This window comes from Fructobacillus tropaeoli (assembly GCF_001047135.2).
In the GTDB taxonomy this organism is placed as follows: domain Bacteria; phylum Bacillota; class Bacilli; order Lactobacillales; family Lactobacillaceae; genus Fructobacillus; species Fructobacillus tropaeoli.
Genome location: NZ_DF968080.1, coordinates 67,527 through 84,665, shown reverse-complemented (window position 1 = coordinate 84,665; position 17,139 = coordinate 67,527). Strand labels below are relative to the sequence as shown.

Sequence of the window (17,139 nt, the reverse complement as noted above, 5' to 3'; positions counted from 1 at the left end):
GAAAATTATTAGAATCGTTTCAATTAAAAGGAGAACCGAATTCGTCGCGTTAATGATGTAAGTACGGTTCTCTTTTTGTTTGATTTATTGGTTGGTCTTTGATGCGAAAATCTTGACAGTTCGACTCGGTTTCTGGCCGATTTTGACGATTGCTTGGCCGGTTTGTAGCTGACCTAACTTCTTGCCAGTTTTAGCCGAGTTGGCTAAGAGGGGCAGGGCTTGCCATTCGTTTTGGTTCGTGAGTCGATGGGCGATTGTGGCCGAAAATTGCCCTAGTAGAGCGGTCGGCAAGTCGAGCGGCGACTGAGAAGCAAAGGCCACCAGGAGGCCCTCCTTGCGCCCTTCACGAAGAATTTGTGCTAAGCCACTGTCCTTGTCTTGGTCAGCTTGGCTGTTTTTCAGGAGGAAACGGTGACCCTCGTCGATTAAGAGGTAAACCGTCGCCTTATGCGTGCTCTGAGCCTGAAAGCTGAGAAGTTGGCGCCAAACGGTAGACATGATAGTGGCTTGGAGGGCACCGAGGTCTTTCAGTTGGGCGAGATTGATACTGATTTTAGCACCGAAGTCGGCCTTGGCCGTTGCTAATTTGAGTAGGTAAAGCAAGTCGTACTTGGTCGTTTTCACCTGGGTGTTTGGAGCAATTGCCTTTAGGCGCGGATCTGCCAGGCGGTCGGCTAGTTGGTCGATGGCCGTCATCAAATCAGGATCGGTGTCGGCAAGGCTTTCTTCATGATCTGCAAATCCTTGACGAGCCAGCAACCGCAATTGGGGCGCGAGGAGGCTTAATGAAAAGGTCCATTGGCTTTTATATAGCTGACTTTTTTGCTCATAAAAGGCATCGGTGGTTAAGGACTGAGTATTTAAAATGTCCTTTTGTTGCTGGTTAAGGTAGTAGTTGATGCGCAGGGCTGCTTGAGCTTGCCCAAGTAGAAGTTGCCACTTGGTTGGCCAGGTTAGGTCAAGGGCAGTTAGCAAGTCCTCTGCTGCCAGCTGGCTGAGATCAAAGTAGACGTTTTTGCCAATGTTATAGGACACCTGCTGGTTGTTTGCCCGGCTAAATTCACCGGTTGGGTCGAAAATAATTTGTCCAAGTCGATTTTCCTGTAGTTGCCGGCTAATTTGTTTGAGGGTCGTTGATTTGCCGGACCCAGTTTGCCCAACCAAAAGCAGGTGTGGGGCGAAAAGCGTCGTGGCCGTCGGTTGGTACTTGGTTTTGAACCAGCCAGTCTGGCCTAAAGTGAGTAAGTGTTCGCTAGTTTGCATGATTTTTCCACCTTTAATTATAGTTACCTTACCAAAAAATCAGACAGGCTGTAAATGGTTAATTACTGGTGGCTGAGGCTTGGTTGCCGGGTATTTTTCAAGCGAGCAAGCGAAACCAGGACTGTTTTTTGTCTTGGCCTGATTTTCCTTGAATTATGATAAAATAAGAGCAGTGAACAAAAACGATTTAGGATGGCAAAATGACTGTTGAAGAACTAACCAAGGGTATGAATAGCAAGCAAGCAGAGGCGGTCAGAACGACAGAGGGACCGCTTTTAATTATGGCTGGTGCCGGCTCTGGGAAGACCAGGGTTTTGACGCACCGTGTTGCGCATTTGATTGAAGACTTAGATGTGGCGCCTTGGCGGATTTTGGCCATCACCTTTACGAATAAGGCTGCCCGTGAAATGCGGGAACGAATTGGTAAATTAGTGGATGAACAGCTGGCCCAATCCGTTTGGGTTTCAACCTTCCACGCCCTGGCTGTCCGGATTTTACGTCGAGACGGTGAACGTATTGGCTTGGGTAAGAACTTTACAATTTTGGATAGTTCTGCCCAAAAGACGCTGGTGAAGCGGGTGATTAACGATTTGAACCTGGATTCAAACCAGTATGATCCGCGAACCATTTTGGGCACTATTTCCAATGCCAAGAATGATTTATTAACGGCCAAGGATTACCAAGAACAGGCCGCTAATTTTTATGAAGAGCGAGTGGCGGAAGTTTATTCTTCTTACCAGAAGGCTTTGCGTCAGGCGCAGTCGGTCGACTTTGATGACTTAATTATGTTGACGATTGAACTCTTTGAAAAGGCTCCTGATGTTTTGCAACGCTACCAGGACCAGTTCCGGTACCTCCACGTCGATGAGTACCAGGACACCAACGATGCTCAGTACAAGATTGTCAACATGCTGGCGCAGGGTTCGAAGAACTTGGCCGTTGTTGGGGATGCCGATCAGTCAATTTATGGTTGGCGTGGTGCCAACATGCAAAATATTTTGAACTTTGAAAAGGATTGGCCCGAGGCAAAATCAGTCTTCTTGGAACAAAATTATCGGTCAACTCAATCGATTTTGGATGCTGCCAATGATGTGATTAATCACAACAACGAGCGAGTGCCAAAGAAACTCTGGACCGAAAACGGTGTTGGGGACAAGATTACCTATTACCGGGCCCAGTCTGCTCAAGACGAGGCCTATTATGTGTTGGGCCAAATCCAAAAGGGACAACGCGAAGACCATAAGTCCTTGTCCGACTTTGCCATTCTTTACCGGACCAATGCCCAGTCCCGTGCCATGGAAGAGTCTTTGGTTAAGGCCAATATTCCTTACACGATTGTCGGTGGGCATAAGTTCTACGACCGTAAGGAAATTTTGGACATTATGGCCTATCTCTCGTTGGTTGCTAACCCAGCTGACAATGCGGCCCTAGAGCGGATTATCAATGTTCCCAAGCGTGCCATCGGCCAGTCAACAGTTGACCGGCTCTTTACCTTTGCCAACCAAGTGAACTTACCCATGTTGGCGGCTATCGACCAAGTTGAAATGGCCCAGGATATCCGCCCAGCCGCGGTGACAAAGTTGCTTTCCTTTGCCGAAATGGTGCATAACTTCCGCCAACAGGCTGAGTTCTTAACGGTTTCTGAGCTAACGGACTTGATTTTAGATCAGTCCGGCTATCGTCAGGAGTTGCAGGCAAAATCAGACCCCGAGTCGCAATCACGATTAGAAAACCTAGATGAATTTTTGTCTGTAACGAAGGAATTTGACGACAAGTACGATGCCCAGGCGGAAGATGCAGTCAACCCGTTGACTGATTTCTTAGGGTCAACGGCCCTAATGGCTGATCTGGACAATGTCGAGGAAGATAGTGGGGTAGTCACGTTGATGACCTTGCACGCCGCCAAGGGACTTGAATTCCCAACGGTCTTCTTGATTGGCCTTGAAGAAGGATTGTTCCCATTGGGCCGAGCCGCACAAGACGAGGACCAGTTAGAGGAAGAACGGCGCCTGGCCTATGTCGGGATTACGCGAGCTGAGCAAAAGCTCTATTTGACCAACGCCTTTTCCCGCTTACTATACGGTCGGACACAGGCGAACCAACCTTCCCGCTTTATTGATGAGATTTCGCCTGAATTAATTGAGCAGGCTTATCCAGCAGGTGGATCTGGCGTTTCTGCTGGTTTGTCTTCGAAGTTACTTCGAGCAACGAGCACCACTTATCAAGGGGCCGCTAAGGCTAGTCCGGTTCAAAAGAAATCAGCCGGAACCACTGGTGCTGAAGGCGTGACATGGCAAGCCGGTGATAAGGTTTCTCACAAGAAGTGGGGTATTGGAACGGTTGTTTCGGTCACCGGTGATCAGGCTGACCAAGAACTCAAAGTCGCCTTCCCAGAAGATGGCATTAAGCAACTCTTGGCTGCCTTTGCACCAATCACACGGGTTGATTAAGCGGGCAGGAAGGCACGGAGGCTTTCCCCTTGGTGCAATCACAGCCATGGCGGTCGCTGACTAAACGACCGTGTAGAAAGGATTTTTTATGGCAAGTAATCCACAACCAACAAATATGTCGACAAAGGATGCGCAAGTCGAAATCAGTCAGTTGCAAGACGAGCTGACCGATTACGGGATTGCCTACTATGAGCAGGATGCGCCCAAGGTTGAAGACCACGTTTATGATGAAAAGTATGCCCGGTTGGTGGCCTTGGAACAGGCCTTTCCACAATTTGTAACACCGGATTCACCAACACAAAATGTTGGTGGTGCCCAAACCAAGTCCGGCTTGGAAAAGGTCCAACATCCGGTGCCAATGCTTTCTTTGGGGGATGTCTTTTCTTTAGAAGAACTGCAAGAGTGGGAAAACCGGACGGTGAAGGCATTGGGCCAACAACCATCCTACAACTTGGAATTAAAAATTGATGGTCTGGCCGTTTCCTTAAAGTATGAAAATGGCCGCTTAATTCAGGCTTCAACTCGAGGTAACGGTTTGATTGGTGAAGATGTTACGGCTAACGTCAAGACCATCGCAGATGTGCCCCAAGAATTAAAAGAGCCTCTAACCATCGAGGTTCGTGGTGAAATTTATATGCCCAAGGCCTCCTTTGCGCATTTGAATGAAGAACGGGAAAATCAGGGTCAAGAACCCTTTGCCAATCCACGGAATGCGGCGGCGGGGTCGTTGCGCCAATTAGATGCTCGCGAAACCAAGAAGCGCAAGCTGTCTGCCTTTATTTACTATACGGCCGAGGCCGATACCTTAGGTGTGACCAAGCAATCAGAAGTTTTGCGCCGCTTTGCCGAACTTGGTTTGCCAACCAACAAGGACAACCGCGTGATTGGCCAGATGCAAGACATTGCACCCTATATTGCCGAATATACCGAAAAACGTGACGGATTGCCTTACGGGATTGATGGCGTTGTTGTCAAAGTTGATGATATCGATTCCGAAATTGACCTGGGGAACACGGTTAAGGTGCCACGCTGGTCCATCGCCTATAAGTTTCCACCGGAAGAGGAACAAACGATTGTCCGTGATATCGAGTGGACGGTCGGTCGAACGGGTGCAGTAACACCAACGGCGGCCATGGATCCGGTTTTCTTGGCTGGGACAACGGTACAACGGGCTTCCCTGCATAATCCAGACTACCTCGAAGAAAAGGATGTCCGCGTCGGCGACACGGTGACCTTGCACAAAGCTGGCGATATTATTCCAGAAATTGGCCAGGTAATCCTGGATAAACGCCCAGCCGATGCCAAAAAGTATCAAATTCCAACGACTTGTCCTTCCTGTGGTGCTGATTTGGTCCATGTTGAGGGTGAAGTGGTGTTGCGCTGCATTAACCCAGCCTGTCCGGCACAGTTGCAGGAGGGGCTGACCCACTTTGCTTCTCGGAATGCGATGAATATTGATGGCCTTGGCCCACAGATTGTTAGCCAACTGTTGGATAAGAAATTGGTGACCGATGTGGCTTCCATTTATTCTCTCACGGTTGAACAATTGCTATCCTTGGATAAGTTCCAGGAAAAATCAGCCAATAACTTGGTGGCGGCCATCCAGTCTTCCAAAGCCAATTCTGCCGACCGCTTGCTCTTTGGTTTGGGCATCCGTTTGGTTGGGGCGAAAGCGGCGAAGACTATCATGGCGAATTTCCAAGACTTACCAAGCTTAGGACAAGCGAGTGTTGACCAAATTGTGGCGATTGATGGCATTGGCCAAGCGATTGCGGATTCCGTTGTCAAATACTTCGATGAACCCCAGTCCCAAGCCCTTTTGGCCGAATTGGCTAATGCTGGCGTGAATCTAGAATACTTGTCCGAAACGGGCCCAATTGATGAAAATTCATTTTTCTATGGTAAAAAGATCGTTTTGACTGGTAAACTAGAGCAGAGTTCACGGAGTGAAATTGCTGCCTGGTTAGAAGCCCATGGTGCCAGCGTTACGGGATCAGTTTCAAAGAAGACTGATTTAGTGATTGCCGGTATTGATGCAGGCTCAAAACTGACAAAAGCAAACGATCTCGGAATCACTGTCTGGAATGAACAAGAATTCTTGTCAGCCCAGCAAAATGAGGCCGGCTAAAGCAGTCGGTTGCGGCAAGAAAAACTTGCCGGTGGTTGTACTTGGCGTATTTAGCCAAGCTGTCAAAGAGGAAGAACAATGTTAAAACGGATTTCAAAGCGGGGCTATATCCTAATCGGCCTCGTGCTTCTGATTATTTTAGGAGCCTTTTTTTACTTTATTAATATCGCTTCGGTTACACCAAGTGTTTCCAAAACAAAGGGTGTTCAGCTGACGCAAAGTTCTGCGGGAGATTATCAAACGGTCATTAAGGATGGTCATTATTTGACTTCAGCCGCTCGTGGCATTACCGCAACGTCCTTGAACAATTCTTTGGATGTTCAAGATTTCGAAACTTCGCTGTTAAATTTGTCGAAGTCACACTTTAAGACTGGTCGCTATATCTTCCATGAAGGCCAGTACCTTGATTCTGATACGGTTAATGGTCTCTTGGCTCGTCAGACGGACAGCAATTCGACTGGTTTGAATCCAAAGGACAATGGTAAGACGGATAGTTCAAGAAATCCGATTTACGTTCAGACGTTAACGGAACAAGATTTCATGACTAAGAGTGGCAATAACCTACAATTAGCTGGAATGGTTGTTGGTGTGGCGATGAATAGTCAGGATGCCTACCAAAAGGAACAGTATGGCACGACCTATTACCAGACGATTTCGGATAAGGATCGGATTGCCTACGGCCAAAAGATTGCTCCGAAGTTGATCAAGACGATTCGTGAGCAACAGGGTGTTGGCAAGAACATTCCAATCGTGTTGGCCATGTATGATACTGCTTCTCAGGATTCATTGGCTCCTGGTTCTTTCTATGCTGAAGCGACCTCAAAATCAGGTACTGATATTGGCGATTGGTCAGATATCAACGAAAAGTCGATCGTTCTGCCAAAGGAATCCGATGATACTTCGAGCCTTGGGTCTGATGAAAATACCGGCTTCAATAACTTCAAGACGGATATTTCGAATTTCTTCCCAAACATTGCTGGGGCAACAGCTTCTGCTAAGTTTACGAATAATAAGTTGTCTTCCATGAATGTTACGGTGACAACGCAGTTCTATTCACCAACCGAGATTGAAGCCTTCTCCAACTATGTGGCCACATCTGCTATGAAGTTCTTACCTTCATCAGCTCCTGTACAAATCAAAATTCAAACGGCCAACGAGATTCAAGCTTTGCTTGTTCGTAAGGCCGACGACAAGTCCTATACGATTACAAAATTGGATCAATAAGTTTGATTGCAAATTAAAAACGCTTAGAAGCGATTCTAAGCGTTTTTTTGTTTCTTAATGATAGTAGACCATCACGGTGACAATCAGTCCGAAAATGGCTATTAAGGGCTGAATTTGATAGGTTAATGGCCGGATAAAGGTTAAACAGTAGGCGGCCAAGGCGACAGCGATGGTGAGAAAGGCAATCGGTGAGAAGCCTTCTAAGATGAGAGTAGCCAGGATAAAGAGTGGCCCGGTTATGAGTCCTAATTTTCGACCCTTAGCTGTTGGCAGGAAGAGGGGCGTGAAGTAAAAGGCGGTGGCAAAGACTAACAGCCATGACTGCTTCAAAAAATCAGGTTCGACATAGTTGTTAGCCAGGTAGTTGATGCAAATTGGTACCGAAAAGGTCAGCAAGATACTTAAGCCGGCTAAGCCAAGCGGGTTCTTCAACTGAAAGGCCCGGAAGGGTAAAATCAGCAAGAAGCAGATGAAGAGCAAGAGGAGAGCTAAGACTTCAAAACGTGACCGTAGTTGTGAGTTAAAAATCACGATTAGAGAAGCAGCTAAGGAAGCCCAAACACGCCAGTCGGGCCTGGCAAATCGGGTTTTAACGAGGAAACCCAAGGCAACCGCAGAAAAGATTGAATAGGCGACTAAAGACCAAATTTGCCAGTTACCGGCGTTTTGCCAAACCTGGTGGTAGATGAGAGGCTGTTGCCACCAGATAATGTTCAAACCAACTGCAATCGCTGGAACCGTATAGCGATGGGGTGTTGGCAGAGCAGCCACTTGAGCCTGGCTGGCTTGTTGCTGCTGGTGCTGTTGCTCTTGTCGTCGTTGTGACCGAGAGAAGAAGTCGGCTGTTTTTTCCTGGATTGGTTCGTCAGTTGCGCCATCGAGTGGCGTGCTGGTTTGTTGGTCAGGATTGGTTGTTTCATTTTCTTTTGTCATCAGAACCTCGAAAGTCAATTGCTATTTCTTATTCTATCATGTAGAATATAAATTATAAATTACATAACTATCAAGAGCAGGGAAGTGATACAGCACGGTGAACCTGCACCAACCGGCATTCGCACGGTGGTAATTCTGTAAGATAGGCAACTTGCAAAGCGCTTTGGGTTGTCCAAGGCGCTTTTATTTTGTCTCTTAATTGTTAGTTAATTTAAAGGAGAAAAAGAAAATGACAAAATTTTTTACTGCTGAATCAGTAGCCAATGGACACCCAGATAAGGTGGCGGACCAAATTGCCGATGCCATCTTGGATGCCGTGTTGATAGAAGACCCAAAGGCTCGAGCCGCCATTGAAGTGACGACATCAACGGGGGATGTTTCTATCTTTGGTGAGTTGTCAACGACTGCCTATGTGAACGTCCGTCAAATTGCCGTTGATACAATCAAGGCAATCGGCTATGACAAACCGGAATTTGGCTTTTCAGCCGATTCCATCAATGTTTCCAACAAGATTGTGGAACAATCACCGGATATCGCCCAAGCCGTTGATGCAGCGGAAGACGATCCAGACCAATTAGGTGCCGGTGACCAAGGAATGGTCTTTGGTTATGCAACCAATGAAACGGCTGATTACTTGCCATTGGCCTTGGATTTGTCTCACCAGTTAATGCGCAAGATCCGTCAGGTTCGCAATGACCAAGAACTGACTTATCTCCGTCCAGATGCCAAGGGCGAAGTGACGTTGGAATTGACGGATGATGGCCAGGTCAAGCGTATTGCAGCCGTTGTCTTGTCAACTCAGCATGATGCGGAAGTGACATTGGAACAATTGCGCGCTGATGTTAAAAAGTTCGTGATTGATCCTGTTTTGCCTGCTAATTTGGTTGATGATCAAACGAAGTATTACATCAACCCATCTGGCCGCTTTGTCTTGGGAGGGCCTCAAGCCGATTCTGGTTTGACTGGTCGTAAGATTATCGTCGATACTTATGGCGGGGCAGCCCACCACGGTGGTGGTGCTTTCTCTGGAAAGGATGCGACTAAGGTTGACCGGTCAGCTGCTTACTATGCTCGATACGTGGCGAAGAACTTGGTTGCTGCTGGTTTGGCCGACAAGATTGAACTTCAGGTTGCTTATGCAATCGGGGTCGCAAAGCCAGTTTCATTGAATATCGAAACCTTTGGAACCGCTAAGGTTGCAGAGGACAAGATCGAAGCGATTGTTGAGAAGCTCTTTGACTTCCGTCCTTTGTCAATCATTAACAGCCTTGACCTTCGTCGTCCAATCTACAAGCAAACAGCTGCTTACGGCCACTTTGGCCGTCCCGATTTGGACTTGCCATGGGAAAAGTTGGACCAGGTTGAGAAAATCAAGGCGGAATTGTAAGCCAATTTTCTTTGAGGAAAAATCAGACCTATCATCTAAGTTAAAAAAGACCTGAATGCCGTCGAAGGGCGTATCCAGGTCTTTTTCATTTGTGTTGATTAGTTTTCGGTGACTGCCATGATGGGGTAGGTCCCAGCAATGGTCATGGTGAAGGAATAGGCCCCAGATTGAAGGAGGCGACCATCGGTTTTGACCGACTGAATATCTTGGATATGAAAATCGGCAGGAATCGTGAGTGGGATGGTGGTAAAGCCCTTTCGACTAGGGTTTTCCACGCCTTTTTTACCACGCAGATAGGTCAGCATGATTTGTGGCCAGGGAAGTTGGTTCACCAGACGGATTTCGGCCGCAACACCATCTTGGCCCAGAACAATTTGTAAACCGAGCGTCTTGGAATGGTTTTGGTAGGTATGGCCAAAACGAAGGGTCCAGGAGAAGCTGATTTTATTTTGGTTGCGTGAGGCCTGGCCCCAAAAAGAAAACATTTGATGAAAGGCGTGCTTCCAAGCAAATTTTTGATTGAATTTAGGTAAAATAGCTGAAAAATCAGGACCGACCTGGAAGCTATCCAAGAAGTATTGCTTGCCTTGCTTTGGAACAGAACCCGTTACAAGCCCAAGAGGAGCCTGCTGGATGGCTTGGTTGTTTAAGGAAGTTAAAATTTGGTTCACAAGATGATTTGTTGAGTGGCTTTTATCGCTCCAATTGATGAGCAAGAGTGGCCAGCGCAGGCTTTCGTCAAAGTCTAGAATTGCGGCCAAAGTTGCATTCAAGGAAGCTGGATTACCAATGACGACGATTGGCAGGACTTCTTCTGTTTGCAAGGTCTTAGCGACCTTACGGGCGAGGCTATAGACTGGGTTTTGCGTTGATGCCTTTTGAAAGCTTGTCACCGCCTGGGCGGCTGTTAATTGCCCTTGAATTTGATCCAAGGAACCCAGATCCTTTTGGCGAATCAGGGTTGTATCGATAATAAAGTGTGCTGATGTCATAATCTTAAGTCTTTGCTATGTCGTTAAAAAAGGCATGCCAGTGCATGCCGGATACCCAAATGATGGGCATCATTTCAAATTTATCAGAATACGTCGATTATAGCAGAAAATCAGGGATGGTGACGATTTTTTCTTGACATTTGTTTGGCGCCACGTCTTCTGGCACGACAAAATGACGAGCAAATAAAAAAGACGAACTTAGGTTCATCTTTTTGATGATTAGTTTTTAATCGTTTGGATTAACCCAAGAAATGACGCAATTGGGCCATGCGGTTAATCAAAGCAGTGATGGCAACGGAAGCGCCTTCCTTGAATTCAACGACTTGGAGGGCGATTTCGGCGTGCTGTTGTTCAGCCATTGTTTCTGGGCCAACGTGGAGGTCAAAGGCATCCTTTAGGATGACGATATCTTCTTCGACTTCTTGCCAGGCTGGACTTTGTGTCTTCAAAACCTGGAGGGCATCCCAGTTGACATAGTGGGCTAATTCCGCAAAATCAGCGCGCATGCTTGGGTAATAGCGATTCAAGACAGCCAACTGCTCCTCGTTGAGGCTCGCGTATGCACGACCAAAGCCAATAAATTCAGGTGGCACACCAATTGAGTAGAAGGCACCAGTAAAGTTGATAGCCCGAGGCAATTCGATGTTATCAACTGAACGGGAGTAACCTAGGACCCCAACGTGCTGACGACGATCACGGCGCTTTGGAAAGGCCTTGAAGATTGGTTGAACATCAGGAACCAATTGCTCAAGTGTTTCCTGGTAGAAGGTTGCTGATTTTTGAGCGATATCTGAAAGAATCGCTTCGTCTTCATCGCTAATGACCAATGGCTTGGCCTTTGGTAATTCTTCCTTCAAGTACTTGATACCGGCCTTTGTTTCGTCAATCGAAAAGTCATAACGAAATGCTGACTGAACAGTTGCCGTGCGCACACCAGGGAACTCACGGACATAGCGCTTAACACGACGAGGTGAGAGGCCACCACGGAAGATGGCAGACCCAGTTCCAGAAATTGGGTAGATGGCGATGCCTTCTTCCTCGGCAAATTGGTGCAAGCGAGCTAAGGCCAACTTGTTTCCAATAATGGAGGACATAAAGCCGGCTGAAAGGGCAGAATCAGACCCAGCCAAGAAGACACGTAAGTACTTTGGTCGGAAACCGAAGTGTTCTTCATGAAGGTTCAAGTATTCCTTCAAGATTTCTGGTGCATGGTATTGCGTTTCAAAGTCTTCAAAGAGTGGAATCATCTCGATGTAGGCCTTGTTGTCTTCCGTTGGTGTGAAGGTCGCATCCTTGAATTGGGCGAGCTTTTCAAACAAAAGCTGCATTTCAATGATTTGATCGGCACGCTGAGCCATTGGCAAGATAGCTTCAAACAAAGGACGTTGGTCAAAGCCAAGATCGTTGGCAAAGTCTTCTGAACTCAAAAAGGCGGTCATGGCTTGCATTAAGTTGTAGCCCTTTTCTTCCCAGATGTTTGGGAAACGGAAGGTCAAAAACTTGTCACGACCAAGTTGGTGTTCCTTAAAGTATTCATAGTGGGTTGAAAAAAGGCGGTCAATGACGGCCGCATCGGCGTGCTTTCCTTCCCAGTCCCACATGTATTCATCAACATCGAGGGCCTGGTAGTTTTGAAAGGCTTCATCAGTTTCACGATAAGCACTGATGAAAGGTTGTTGCGCGGTGTCCCAGAAGGGGGCGTTGGCGTTATCAGGGTGTTGTGTGCCCATAATCGCCGGAATCTTGCGTTCTGTCATCTCTTAAAGCTCCTTTTTGGGATAGAAACGGATAATCAATCGTTAAACAAGTAAAAGCATAAATAAAATGTTAACGATACCCTTTAATAATAGCAGATTTTAGTATGAAAAAAACGTCTAAACGATAAAATCATTTAGACGTTTTCTATTTTTCTTAAATCATAATCAGCATCGGCAAAATCATTGGCTTACGAGCCGTTTCTTTATGCAAATACTTGGCCAAATCATCAATGATGGCCTGACGAATATCAGATTCACTGGCATTCTTTGCAGACATTGCCTTACGAATCGTATTGAAAATGACATGACGACCGTCATTAATGAGGTCACCAGATTCACGCATGTAAACAAAACCACGGGATAAGATATCGGGTCCAGAAAGGATTTCCTTTTTCTTTAAGTCGATCGTGGCCGTCACAATCACCAATCCATCTTGTGACAATTTCAAACGATCATGCAAGACAATCGAACCGATATCGCCAATTCCTGAACCATCGATATAAGTATCTTCGGCAGGGAAGTGCCCAGCAATTCGTGGTGGGTTAACACCGTCAAGAGCGAGGACATCACCGTTTTCCAGGATAAAGGTATGGTCTTTTGGAATATCAAGTTCTTCGGCTAAGCCAGCATGAACTTTGAGCATCCGGTATTCACCGTGGACAGGCATAAAGTATTCAGGCTTCATTAATGACAACATCAACTTTTGTTCTTCTTGGCCACCGTGACCAGAAGTGTGAATGTTGTTTAACTTACCATGAATGACGTTGGCGCCACCTTCTTCTAATTTGTTAATCACAGCGTTAACAGAGGCTGTGTTCCCAGGAATTGGGGAAGAAGAGAAGATAACATTATCGTTTGGCTTCAAGCGAACCTGCTTGTGAGTGCCATTAGCAATCCGCGCCAAAGCGGCCATTGACTCTCCCTGTGATCCGGTTGAAAGAATCAAAAGTTCGTCATCTGGGATATTTTTAATCTGTGACTGCTCAATCAGGGCGTCATCTGGGATGTTTAAGTATCCAAGGGCCCGACCGTTGGTCATGGCTGATTCCATTGACCGACCGAAGACGGCAATCTTACGGCCGTGAGCAATGGCAGCATCCGTGGCCATTTTGATTCGATTCATGTTCGAAGCGAAAGTAGCAAAGATAATTCGGCCATGCTTTAGTTGTTCAAAAAGCTTTTGAACAGTCTTTTCGACCCAGGCTTCTGATTTTGTCCACTCGGGACGCTCAGCGTTGGTTGAATCCGACATCAACAATAAGACGCCTTCTTCACCAGTGCGAGCCATTGACCAAAGGTTTGGCTTTTGCTTGGTGGTTGGTGTCAAATCAAATTTGAAGTCACCGGTTTCCACAATTGTTCCAACGGGCGTTTTGACTGAAACGGCAAAAACGTCTGGGATTGAGTGGGTGGTACGAATAAATTCAACTGACATTTGGTCGAATTCAATGACTGACCCATCCGTAATTTCGTGGAGTTCAGCGCGGTTTAAAAGCTGCTTTTCTTCCAACTTGTTCCGAATTAAGGCCATTGCCAGTGGTCCGGCATAAACTGGTACATTGACAGCTTGTAAAAAGTAAGCAATCGCCCCGATGTGGTCTTCGTGTCCGTGGGTGATCACCAGAGCTTTTACTTTGTCAATGTTTTCGACTAAGTACGAATAGTCTGGAATGACATAGTCAATTCCTAAAAGGGAATCCTCCGGAAACTTAATTCCGGCATCCACGACGATAATTTCGTCCTGGTATTGGATTCCATACGTGTTTTTTCCAATTTCGCCAAGTCCACCAAGGGCGTAAACGCCAACTTCGTTTTCTTTAATATCAACTGCTGACATTAGGCGAAGGTTGTTAACTTAAATTCCGGATTAGCCTGTTCGTACACCAGTGCTGCATCGGATAATTCTTCAACATCTTCGATGTTAAATTCTGTATTTGCTTGCGCAGCTGCTAATGCGGCTGGCTTTGATTCGGCCTCGATGTAAAAGGCCTGAGTGTTTTCCCGCTTTGGATTGCGGTCGAAATGACTTTGATAGTAAACTTTGTAAACCATGTTTGTTCCTCCAAGTTTAATTTTTAATTGATCACGAACGAAAACCTTAACTTCTATTTTACCACAGCTGGCAGGGGATTGGGGGCTTTTCTATCGGCTAGTTGCTGATAAGGACTACTAGTAAATAGGCCAATCTGAATTTACAATAAAGTTATTGTTTTCGCTATTTAAATTAGAGCCGAAATAGCCTAGTTATAAAATCAGGAATAAACGATAAAATGCCGATATATTCGATATAAAAGTTACTGAAACGTTTTGTAAAAACATTCACATTGAGCAGAGTAATTGTTATAATAATTGCCATAATAATAAAAAAATCACAAATATAGACCTGGAGAATAACCATGACAATCAAAAACGTAGTAGTTGCCGGAGGCGGCGTGCTCGGCTCACAAATTGCCTTTCAAAGTGCTTTTACAGATTTTAATGTGACGGTTTACGGCCGATCAGAAGATTCACTAAAGCGGGCCAAGGAACGCTTGCAGCCCTACGTGGCCATTTACAATGATTTTTACGATGATGGTCAAAAAGCTGATTCGGTTATTGAAAAGATTCGTTTTACGGCTGATTTGGAAAAAGCGGTGAAGGATGCTGATTTGGTCATTGAAGCAATTCCGGAAAGTTTGGCCGCTAAGGAAAGCTTTTATCGGACACTCTCTTCAGTTGCACCGGCAAAAACAATTTTTGCCACAAACTCGTCAACCTTTATTCCTTCTCAATTTGTTGACTATGTGAGTCAACCCGAGCGCCTGCTAGCTATTCACTTTGCTAACCAAATTTGGGCTAACAACACAGCGGAAATTATGGGCCATGCTGGTACAAATGCTCAATATATGGACGACCTTGTCCAGTTTGCCAAGGATATCCGTATGGTGCCATTCCGTTTGAACAAGGAACAACACGGCTATTTGTTGAATTCTTTGTTGGTACCGTTTTTGGAAGCCGGCCAAAAGTTGTGGGCTGATGAGGTTGCTGACCCACAAACCATTGATAAGGCATGGATGATTGCGACGGGTGCGCCAATGGGACCTTTTGCCATTTTGGATGTTATTGGATTAAACACACCGTACAATTTGGCTTTGGCGCAGGCAAAAGATAACCCAATTGAAGAAAAAATTGCTGCTTTATTAAAGGAACGAATTGACCAAAATGAAATGGGCTTGGCCACGCAGAAGGGCTTCTATGAGTACCCCAAGCCAGCATATCAAAACCCAGATTTTTTGAAGTAAGAAAGCCTGAGTTGAGTAGTGTGGTGCGCGTTTGTTGGGGAAATATTAAAGGAAATCAATTGATAAATCAGTTCAATCCTAAGATCAAGCCTTGGCTTTTGTGAAAGAAGAGTGCGTATTGACCAAAAATTTGTTATAATAAAATACAATTACTTAACGAACGAGGGATAGACTCATGGCAATTGGCATGAATGATTTGAAGACAGGTTTGACGATTGAATACTCAAACTCAATCTGGCGTGTATTGGAATTCCAACACGTGAAGCCTGGAAAGGGAGCTGCCTTTGTGCGCTCTAAGTTGAAGAACTTGCGGACGGGTGCGGTTAACGAAGTAACCTTCCGTCCTGGTGATAAGTTTGAACAGGCCGAAATTACAACGCGCCCAATGTCATACTTGTACGCCGAAAACGATGGTCGTGTCTTCATGGACACTGAAACTTACGAACAAATCAACATCTCAGATGATAACTTGCAAGAAGCCTTGAAGTTCATGCTTGAAGGAATGGAAGTTAAGATTACGATGTATGGTTCAGAAGTCTTGGGAGCAGAATTGCCATCAACTGTTACTTTGAAGGTAACGGAGACGCAACCTGGTATCAAGGGGGCAACGGCTACTGGTTCAGGTAAGCCTGCTACTGTTGAAACTGGTGCTACAATTACAGTGCCAGATTTTGTTAACGAAGGTGAAACCATCATTGTTAATACTGAAGATGGGTCCTACAAGGGTCGGGCCTAAGGTTGCTTAGGCTGCTTTCTTGATGAAGCAGTCTTTTGTATTTATTGGTACCGATTTTATCGGTTGATTGGAGGAAACAATGGTCAAGCAAGCCAGCTTAGCGAATAAGAACTTTTTACTGTCCGCTGAAAAAATGGAAGACGGGCAAACAATGGTTGCCCGGCATGCCTTGGAATTGATTGCCCAGGCAGCAACCCTCGAGGTTGATGGTGTAGCAGCCATGCAAACAAATGTTTACGATCATTTTCCAAAATCTTTGACCAATATCGCCAAAACGAAGGGTGTTTTATTGGAAAACGACGAAGATGGTCTGAATTTTGACGTCTCTGTTGTTTTGCATTACGGTGTTGTCGTACCAAAGGTGGCTTTTGCTATCCAACAATCAATCAAGAAAAACTTGGCTGATTTGACTGGTTTGACGGTTACGGAAGTGAACGTCAACATTGCCGGTTTGGTCCCTGATGATACAAACGATACCCTGGACCCTGACCATTTGTTTGATCATGACCTGGCAAAGGAGCCCAGCTAATGACTCAATTATCACGACATGAAGAACGGCAAGCGGCCGTCCAGATTCTCTTTGCTTGCGCCAACAAGACGCCAGATGAAGCTGAAATGGATTTGGTCTATGACCTAGTTGTCGGTGATCAAGACTACCATGCCTTTTTGCCCCAACTGGTTAACGGTGTTTTAGCAAGAAAAGCGCAATTGGATGCTGATATCGCAAAGCACTTGGCCTTAGGCTGGAAGGTTGACCGAATTGCACGGGTTAACCTCGTAATTTTGCGCATTGCAGTTTATGAATTGCAGATGCCAGAACCCGCACCCTACAAGGTTGTAGTGGATGAAGCGGTAGAACTTGCCAAAGAATTTGCTAGTCAACAAGATGCGCAATTTGTTAACGGTGTCTTGAAGAACTACGCACCAGTCGATGCTCAATAAAGAGAGGACTGCTCAGCTTAAAAACCCACCTTTGGGGGATAAGTTG

At 45.9% G+C, this 17,139-nt stretch carries 14 protein-coding genes and 1 riboswitch; of the genes, 8 read left to right on the top strand and 6 right to left on the bottom strand.

What is annotated here, in order from left to right; genetic code table 11:
• Nucleotides 1-84: 84 nt before the first annotated feature.
• Nucleotides 85-1,263: an ATP-binding protein gene (locus AOQ32_RS03295; RefSeq protein WP_059393577.1), complete on the bottom strand. Its 1,179-nt coding sequence runs from the start codon at nucleotides 1,261-1,263 to the stop codon at nucleotides 85-87.
• 200 nt (nucleotides 1,264-1,463) lie between these two features.
• Here AOQ32_RS03295 and pcrA point away from each other — a divergent pair, with 200 nt between their 5' ends.
• From pcrA to AOQ32_RS03280, 3 genes are all read left to right on the top strand, one after another.
• Entirely contained in the window at nucleotides 1,464-3,713 is a 2,250-nt protein-coding gene (gene pcrA / locus AOQ32_RS03290; protein WP_059393576.1) for a DNA helicase PcrA, read from the top strand.
• A gap of 88 nt (nucleotides 3,714-3,801) precedes the next feature.
• Nucleotides 3,802-5,841 (top strand): NAD-dependent DNA ligase LigA, encoded by a 2,040-nt coding sequence (gene ligA / locus AOQ32_RS03285; protein WP_059393575.1) that lies wholly within the window; start codon nucleotides 3,802-3,804, stop codon nucleotides 5,839-5,841.
• Nucleotides 5,842-5,919: 78 nt separating this feature from the next.
• The gene (locus AOQ32_RS03280; protein ID WP_059393574.1) at nucleotides 5,920-7,065 is read left to right on the top strand and encodes a CamS family sex pheromone protein; all 1,146 of its coding nucleotides are present in this window, start codon (nucleotides 5,920-5,922) and stop codon (nucleotides 7,063-7,065) included.
• A gap of 54 nt (nucleotides 7,066-7,119) precedes the next feature.
• Here the strand turns inward: AOQ32_RS03280 and AOQ32_RS03275 are convergent, their stop codons facing one another.
• Complete coding sequence (locus AOQ32_RS03275) at nucleotides 7,120-7,998, bottom strand: hypothetical protein (protein ID WP_114679974.1); 879 nt, start codon at nucleotides 7,996-7,998, stop codon at nucleotides 7,120-7,122.
• Between the two features lie 64 nt (nucleotides 7,999-8,062).
• A riboswitch (SAM riboswitch) is annotated at nucleotides 8,063-8,147 on the top strand.
• An 80-nt stretch (nucleotides 8,148-8,227) separates the two neighbouring features.
• On the opposite strand from AOQ32_RS03275, the gene metK reads away from it, so the two are divergent.
• Complete coding sequence (gene metK, locus AOQ32_RS03270; RefSeq protein WP_059393572.1) at nucleotides 8,228-9,385, top strand: methionine adenosyltransferase; 1,158 nt, start codon at nucleotides 8,228-8,230, stop codon at nucleotides 9,383-9,385.
• 98 nt (nucleotides 9,386-9,483) lie between these two features.
• Here metK and AOQ32_RS03265 read toward each other — a convergent pair whose 3' ends face one another.
• The 4 genes from AOQ32_RS03265 to AOQ32_RS03250 form a co-directional block, all read right to left on the bottom strand.
• Nucleotides 9,484-10,377, bottom strand: coding sequence for a hypothetical protein (locus AOQ32_RS03265; RefSeq protein ID WP_059393571.1), 894 nt, complete (start codon nucleotides 10,375-10,377; stop codon nucleotides 9,484-9,486).
• 239 nt (nucleotides 10,378-10,616) lie between these two features.
• Nucleotides 10,617-12,134, bottom strand: coding sequence for a phosphoenolpyruvate carboxylase (gene ppcA, locus AOQ32_RS03260; protein ID WP_059393570.1), 1,518 nt, complete (start codon nucleotides 12,132-12,134; stop codon nucleotides 10,617-10,619).
• Between the two features lie 154 nt (nucleotides 12,135-12,288).
• Nucleotides 12,289-13,971 carry a ribonuclease J1 gene (gene rnjA, locus AOQ32_RS03255; protein WP_047975285.1) on the bottom strand — a complete coding sequence of 561 codons (1,683 nt, stop codon included), beginning with the start codon at nucleotides 13,969-13,971 and terminating at the stop codon, nucleotides 12,289-12,291.
• A complete protein-coding gene (locus AOQ32_RS03250) occupies nucleotides 13,971-14,186 on the bottom strand; it encodes an RNA polymerase epsilon subunit (protein ID WP_047975284.1) in 216 nt (71 codons plus the stop codon). Before AOQ32_RS03250 ends, rnjA begins: the two co-directional genes overlap by 1 nt.
• Nucleotides 14,187-14,530: 344 nt before the next feature.
• On the opposite strand from AOQ32_RS03250, the gene AOQ32_RS03245 reads away from it, so the two are divergent.
• The 4 genes from AOQ32_RS03245 (at nucleotide 14,531) to nusB (ending at nucleotide 17,093) form a co-directional block, all read left to right on the top strand.
• A complete protein-coding gene (locus AOQ32_RS03245) occupies nucleotides 14,531-15,415 on the top strand; it encodes a 3-hydroxyacyl-CoA dehydrogenase (protein WP_059393569.1) in 885 nt (294 codons plus the stop codon).
• 175 nt (nucleotides 15,416-15,590) lie between these two features.
• On the top strand, nucleotides 15,591-16,151 hold the full coding sequence (efp, locus tag AOQ32_RS03240) for an elongation factor P (RefSeq protein WP_047975283.1): 561 nt from the start codon (nucleotides 15,591-15,593) through the stop codon (nucleotides 16,149-16,151).
• A gap of 79 nt (nucleotides 16,152-16,230) precedes the next feature.
• Entirely contained in the window at nucleotides 16,231-16,680 is a 450-nt protein-coding gene (locus AOQ32_RS03235) for an Asp23/Gls24 family envelope stress response protein (RefSeq protein WP_059393568.1), read from the top strand.
• Nucleotides 16,680-17,093 (top strand): transcription antitermination factor NusB, encoded by a 414-nt coding sequence (nusB, locus tag AOQ32_RS03230; RefSeq protein ID WP_047975281.1) that lies wholly within the window; start codon nucleotides 16,680-16,682, stop codon nucleotides 17,091-17,093. The genes AOQ32_RS03235 and nusB overlap by 1 nt, the downstream gene beginning before the upstream one ends.
• The last annotated feature ends 46 nt before the right edge of the window (nucleotides 17,094-17,139 follow it).

What these genes read in the sequence shown, in the direction of transcription:
- rnjA (WP_047975285.1), bottom strand. Translation starts at nt 13,971, where the DNA reads ATGTCAGCAGTTGATATTAAAGAAAACGAAGTTGGCGTTTACGCCCTT.
- ppcA (WP_059393570.1), bottom strand. Translation starts at nt 12,134, where the DNA reads ATGACAGAACGCAAGATTCCGGCGATTATGGGCACACAACACCCTGAT.
- pcrA (WP_059393576.1), top strand. Translation starts at nt 1,464, where the DNA reads ATGACTGTTGAAGAACTAACCAAGGGTATGAATAGCAAGCAAGCAGAG.
- metK (WP_059393572.1), top strand. Translation starts at nt 8,228, where the DNA reads ATGACAAAATTTTTTACTGCTGAATCAGTAGCCAATGGACACCCAGAT.
- efp (WP_047975283.1), top strand. Translation starts at nt 15,591, where the DNA reads ATGGCAATTGGCATGAATGATTTGAAGACAGGTTTGACGATTGAATAC.
- AOQ32_RS03265 (WP_059393571.1), bottom strand. Translation starts at nt 10,377, where the DNA reads ATGACATCAGCACACTTTATTATCGATACAACCCTGATTCGCCAAAAG.
- AOQ32_RS03235 (WP_059393568.1), top strand. Translation starts at nt 16,231, where the DNA reads ATGGTCAAGCAAGCCAGCTTAGCGAATAAGAACTTTTTACTGTCCGCT.
- AOQ32_RS03245 (WP_059393569.1), top strand. Translation starts at nt 14,531, where the DNA reads ATGACAATCAAAAACGTAGTAGTTGCCGGAGGCGGCGTGCTCGGCTCA.
- nusB (WP_047975281.1), top strand. Translation starts at nt 16,680, where the DNA reads ATGACTCAATTATCACGACATGAAGAACGGCAAGCGGCCGTCCAGATT.
- AOQ32_RS03275 (WP_114679974.1), bottom strand. Translation starts at nt 7,998, where the DNA reads ATGACAAAAGAAAATGAAACAACCAATCCTGACCAACAAACCAGCACG.
- ligA (WP_059393575.1), top strand. Translation starts at nt 3,802, where the DNA reads ATGGCAAGTAATCCACAACCAACAAATATGTCGACAAAGGATGCGCAA.
- AOQ32_RS03280 (WP_059393574.1), top strand. Translation starts at nt 5,920, where the DNA reads ATGTTAAAACGGATTTCAAAGCGGGGCTATATCCTAATCGGCCTCGTG.
- AOQ32_RS03295 (WP_059393577.1), bottom strand. Translation starts at nt 1,263, where the DNA reads ATGCAAACTAGCGAACACTTACTCACTTTAGGCCAGACTGGCTGGTTC.
- AOQ32_RS03250 (WP_047975284.1), bottom strand. Translation starts at nt 14,186, where the DNA reads ATGGTTTACAAAGTTTACTATCAAAGTCATTTCGACCGCAATCCAAAG.